This is a genomic window from uncultured Acinetobacter sp., from assembly GCF_947624825.1.
Lineage (GTDB): Bacteria > Pseudomonadota > Gammaproteobacteria > Pseudomonadales > Moraxellaceae > Acinetobacter.
In genome coordinates this window covers 1-5,158 of record NZ_CANQLZ010000098.1, presented here as the reverse complement: position 1 = coordinate 5,158, position 5,158 = coordinate 1, and the positions used below count along the sequence as shown (strand labels likewise).

Annotated in this window: 6 protein-coding genes; 2 read left to right on the top strand and 4 right to left on the bottom strand. The window is 40.4% G+C overall.

Annotated features, from left to right (window positions below; genetic code table 11):
- Positions 1-412 precede the first annotated feature (412 nt).
- Genes Q0017_RS13220 through Q0017_RS13210 form a run of 3 tightly spaced genes read right to left on the bottom strand, consistent with a single transcriptional unit; the run spans position 413 to position 2,167 of the window.
- Complete coding sequence (locus Q0017_RS13220) at positions 413-832, bottom strand: acyl-CoA thioesterase (RefSeq protein WP_298147746.1); 420 nt, start codon at positions 830-832, stop codon at positions 413-415.
- Between the two features lies 1 nt (position 833).
- Complete coding sequence (gene trxC, locus Q0017_RS13215; protein WP_298147744.1) at positions 834-1,271, bottom strand: thioredoxin TrxC; 438 nt, start codon at positions 1,269-1,271, stop codon at positions 834-836.
- Complete coding sequence (locus Q0017_RS13210; protein WP_298147741.1) at positions 1,268-2,167, bottom strand: alpha/beta fold hydrolase; 900 nt, start codon at positions 2,165-2,167, stop codon at positions 1,268-1,270. The genes trxC and Q0017_RS13210 overlap by 4 nt, the downstream gene beginning before the upstream one ends.
- A 127-nt stretch (positions 2,168-2,294) precedes the next feature.
- On the opposite strand from Q0017_RS13210, the gene Q0017_RS13205 reads away from it, so the two are divergent.
- The gene (locus tag Q0017_RS13205) at positions 2,295-2,630 is read left to right on the top strand and encodes a TIGR01244 family sulfur transferase (protein WP_298147738.1); all 336 of its coding nucleotides are present in this window, start codon (positions 2,295-2,297) and stop codon (positions 2,628-2,630) included.
- Entirely contained in the window at positions 2,623-3,054 is a 432-nt protein-coding gene (locus Q0017_RS13200; protein WP_298147735.1) for a sulfur transferase domain-containing protein, read from the top strand. The genes Q0017_RS13205 and Q0017_RS13200 overlap by 8 nt, the downstream gene beginning before the upstream one ends.
- 142 nt (positions 3,055-3,196) lie before the next feature.
- On the opposite strand, the gene Q0017_RS13195 is transcribed toward Q0017_RS13200, so the two are convergent.
- Positions 3,197-5,158 (bottom strand): Ig-like domain-containing protein (locus tag Q0017_RS13195; RefSeq protein ID WP_298147732.1); only part of this gene is annotated, 1,962 nt, incomplete at its 5' end.

The window sequence follows — 5,158 nt, the reverse complement described above, 5'->3', positions numbered from 1 at the left end:
TTGGTCTAAGAATGAATTTAATTGCTGGAATGGTGAATTGGATGCTCTTAAATTAACTTTCGCAAGAGATCTATTGTGACATGTATAACCCCTAAAATAAAAAATTATGCTTCTATGATATTTTTAAATTAAATATCAAAGCAAAACTAACCAAATAAAGCACCTTAGTCAATAAAAAATATAATTAATCCAAAATTATATTAAGCTAAAAAATATTTAAAAATCAAATGATTTACATATTTTAATTTCGTATTCATTAAATCAATCTTAAAAATAAATTTAATTCAATTGTCATAATTTATATAAAAATCATTTGAAATTTATTTATATTAAAATTTTACATTCACAGTACTAATTTATTATATTTTACGTAAAAAATCCCGCAGATTGCGGGATTTTTTAATGCTGACGCTTAAGCCATTTGAGTTGCTTGCCACGCCTGCTTAACATCTTCAGGAATCTGACGCTTGTTGCCTTTGACATCTACAGCCACAAAGGTAAACACCCCTTCGGTTACACGACGCGCTGGACGTGAACTGTCATGGCTATCCCACACTTCAATTTGCATTTGCAATGAAGTATTACCCACCTTTAACAGCTTGGTATAGCACGTGATGACATCACCCACTTTTACAGGCACCAAAAAGGTCATTTGGTTAATTGAGATCGTGGCACAACGTCCTTTAGAGAAACGTTCTGCATGAATTGCACCTGCCAAGTCCATTTGCGATACAATCCAACCACCAAAAACGTCACCACTCCAGTTGGTATCGGCTGGCATTGCAATAGTTTGAAGAGATAAAGTCCCTTCTGGCTTTAAGAGATCTGACACATTAGCTCCCGGTGTTGGCATGAAGATGCTGATCTAACCACTGTTGTAGTTCGCTAGATCGTAGTGCACCGCTTATTCTAGCAATTTCTGTGGTTTTATTCATCAACACAAGCGTTGGAATACTACGCACATTAAAAGCACTGCTTAAACGCGGATTGGCTTCGGTGTCGATTTTAGCAAATACTACATTTGGATAAGATGCAGCGACCTTGGCAAAATGCGGTGCCATCATCTTACATGGACCACACCACTCAGCCCACAGATCAATTAAAATGGGCAAATCGCTGCCTGTAATAAATTGGCTAAAGTTTTGTTCATTTAAGTCAATCGGTGCAAGCGCAATGAGTTGACCTTGGCATTGACCACAACTTGGATTGGCGTGTAATTTATCTTCAGGCACACGGTTTTTAGCCTGACAACTCGGGCAAACAATAATCATAGGTTAACTCCAATATATTGATCTAAAAAGGCAATTTGCGTTTGAATCGCTTGATCTAAATGTGGGGGATGATAAATATCAAAGTGTTGCATCTGCCACTCATGATATTGTACATACGGTGCAATGCGCGTGGCACAGTCGCGACTAGCTTCAATTGGCACCAATGCATCGTGTTGAGCTGCGATAAACAAAACCGGGCAACGAATATGCTGGACTTCTAAGATGGGGCGATAACGTATGAATTGCCATAATGCCCGAGCTGGAATCTGCCCACTCCAATAATAATCGGGATGTACAATAGACAGATAATCACGATGCTGCTCGGCACCATAAAAAAAGCTAAATTTGTGTGCATCAACCACAGGTAGATATTTGGGGGCTAAACCTACTTTTGCCCCCATATAATCTTGGCTAGAGAGTTTTAAAGCCTTAGGTAATTGTTGTAGCGGATACTGTTTGGCAGTTTCTGCACCATCTACAAAGGGCACTTGCGCAATCACAGCTGCAATATGCGCCAATTCTGTGGCTAAGTTTAAGACGTATCCTCCACTTAAACCCGTACCCCACAATACAATCTTGGTGGCATCAATCGATTTACGTGCAGCGACATGCTCAATCATGATGCGCCAATCATGGAGTTGGTGCTTAATTGAGACCAATTCACGCGGACGCCCTGTACTCCCGCCCCAATACCGATAGTCAAATAGCACCACCGCATAGCCTGCTTTGGCAAAGGCTTTGGCATACTCAACCAACTTAAATTGACGTAATCCTGCTAAGCCATGCGCCATGATAATCACAGCAGGTGGCACTTTCGTTTCAGGATGATAAAAATCCGCCGCCAATACGTCTTTATCACTTTTTACATACAGCGGTTCAACGAAGTAACGATACATAAGTGCCCCATGCTAATGGCTTTGTTTTGCTGTAATTGCTTGTAAAAACTACAACAGATTAAGGTTGTGTTTTCAGCATAATGCTATCATATCTGATTATCTATGCATCTTATAATGGAGCGAAAGCATGAGCGATCAAGTGGGTTTTGCAGGTCAAATTGCAGCTGAACATATTAGCCAAGTGGTTGAAAAAGGCTTTAAATCTATTATCAACAACCGCCCTGACTTTGAAGGTGGCCCTGAGCAACCAACGAGCGCACAGATTGAAGAAGCTGCACGCCAAGCGGGTCTTGACTATGTACATCAACCAGTTGTGGCAGGTCAAATTAGTGAATTAGATGTACGCGCTTTTGCCAATCATTTTAATGAATTACCAAAACCAGTATTGATGTTCTGCCGCAGTGGTAATCGCTCAAATAATTTGTATCAACTTGCTAAACAAATGGATTTATTAGATGACTAAACAGCTTTTGGCAGCTGTAATCACTGTCCTAGCTTTGAGTTTAACTGGTGTAACGCTTGCAGATTCAGCAGCTTTGTCATTGAGTAAAAGCCTCACTCCTCATGTCAGTGTCACTGGACAAATGAATACTGAGAAGTTTACTCAACTGATGCAACAGGGCTTTAAATCAGTCATTGTCAATCGTCCTGATCAAGAACAAGGTAATTTGGTCACAGTAAATCAATTGCGTAGCATTGCTGAAGATGCTGATGTGAGTGTGATTTATCAACCTGTGGTCAGTGGTAAAATTTCTGCAACAGACGTGGTTGAATTTGCCAAATACTATAATGAGCTTCCTAAACCGATCTTGATGGTCTGTCGTAGCGGTACGCGCTCGAAAGTCCTTTTTGATCAGGCAAAAGCACAAGGCTTATTACATGAATAAACTCTGTTTCATTTTAATTTGTTGTTTATCTCTTGCTGCTTGTCAATCCATGCAACTGCGCCCAACTGCAGGCGTTATGGTTGGCACTCAGATCTAAAAAAAAGTCCAACTTAAGTTGGACTTTTTTAACGACTCAGCTTTGTTATCTTACTTGTAACCAAGATGTTGTCATTTTACCACTTGGGACACTTGTAACAATTTTCACATCATCACCAACCGCACAGTCACGTACAAGCACAGTATAACGAGATACGCTGTCTAAGTTATCCCCAGATGTACTTAAGTCAGTAAAATTAATTGCTCCGGGAACAGTTGCATAACCAGAACGTAATTCGACGCTACAGTCTTTACCATTATTGGTTTTGTCTGCACTTTCAGCACTTACAGTTGTACCTGATGGCATAGACACTCTTTGTTGGCTATTACCAAACACTCGGAAACTGAAACTACCATCACCTGCAACTGATGCATCACTCACTCCCGCTCCCCATACAAACGTTGGTGTATCATGTGAGAATCCAAAGATCATCTGTTGACGTAATACTGCATTTAGGCCGTTATTACAAGTTTCTTGCATATTAGGTTGAAGAACCGTAGATGCGCTACATGCTAAACTACCTGCCGCTTTACGATAAATAAATTCACCTAAGTCATGAAGATTATTTTCATTATCATCGCGGAAAAAATCGCCAATATTTTGGGTTAAGGTGTCGACATTTGGTGTATAAATATTATCCCCATTCACATCGATATAAGATTTATCACCTTCAACATAAGCCAATACGCTCACACGATTGTCCAATGGACGTGGATTTTGTGTGGTCAAAGTCACTGTACACACACCAGCAGCATCAGTCATACAATTTGGATCAACTTTACCACCTTCTGATACAAAGCTAATCACTGTACCTGCCGGCACTGGATTACCTGTACGATCGACCAAACGTGCTGTAATGGTAGAACTGTCACCATCAATATCTGTACGTAAAGCTTGTTTTGACACAGAAAGGCTCATACCACTTTGTGTCACACGCCCCACAGAGATGCTGACATCCTTAGATAATGCAAAGACAGTTGGATCATCTTTTAATGCCGCACGAATTTCTACTGGACCTGGAATACTTCCCGGATATAAATTAACAAAGACTTTACCATCAGCATTACTCGTAATAGTTTTGGGTAGACGATTATTCAAATCTCCAAAGCTTAAGTCATTTGGTGCTTCATTTATGGTGAGTAATACGTCTTTATTCGCGGCTGGAATACCATTGGCATATAAAGTAAATTCAATTTGACCAGAAGCTGCTGCACCACTACCTTTTACACCCAAACTTACAGGTGCTGTGCTGCTATACACAAGTGAGTCCGCTAAAATAGCTTGTACGTTTAAATTAGCTGATACAGAGGTTTGCCCATTCGCTGTCAGCGCGTTAATCGTGACAGGACCTTCACACAAGTCACCTGTTGCAGAGATTGCTTTATACGATGTCAATACATTGCCCTGATTCACAGATGTGACAGATGCTGGTTCAAACGTGCCACATGTTGCATTAAAATTCACAGGAATATTATTTTGTGCAGTACCGTATTGGTTTGATGTGGTTAAACTTACATTGGTCGAACCACCCGATGCTAGACTCGCATTGGCCACAGTAATTGGTGACAAATTAACTGTAAGTGCCTGTAAACTAAAGGCCAATTCATTGCTTGCAGTATTACCATCATATTCAGCTTGTGCAGTAATGCGATACACACCTGTGGTAGTGTCATCTTGTGGCATTACCGTAATACTTGCAATACCTTCAGCATTACTCAAGACCGCCCCATTTGTTGTACCAAATACAACAGGTGCTGTAGAGCTAAAGTTAACAATCGCACCACTAATACCTTGTCCTGATTGATCTGTTACTTTAACCTTAGCAATCACACCAAGTGGTGTAATACTTTGACCACCCTCTCCATTACTATCTTGAAGCTCAATCGCGCTAATATTAATTGTTTGTACTTCTTCACCAGTTCCTGGATTGTTAGCATTACCACCTGAGTTATTATTTGATCCACTTTGGTCGTAATAACCATCGCTACCACCGCCCCCACAGCCTGC

Bases quoted from the DNA above. Each gene is read 5' to 3' on its own strand.
- Q0017_RS13200 (WP_298147735.1), top strand. From the start codon at position 2,623: ATGACTAAACAGCTTTTGGCAGCTGTAATCACTGTCCTAGCTTTGAGT.
- Q0017_RS13205 (WP_298147738.1), top strand. From the start codon at position 2,295: ATGAGCGATCAAGTGGGTTTTGCAGGTCAAATTGCAGCTGAACATATT.
- trxC (WP_298147744.1), bottom strand. From the start codon at position 1,271: ATGATTATTGTTTGCCCGAGTTGTCAGGCTAAAAACCGTGTGCCTGAA.
- Q0017_RS13210 (WP_298147741.1), bottom strand. From the start codon at position 2,167: ATGTATCGTTACTTCGTTGAACCGCTGTATGTAAAAAGTGATAAAGAC.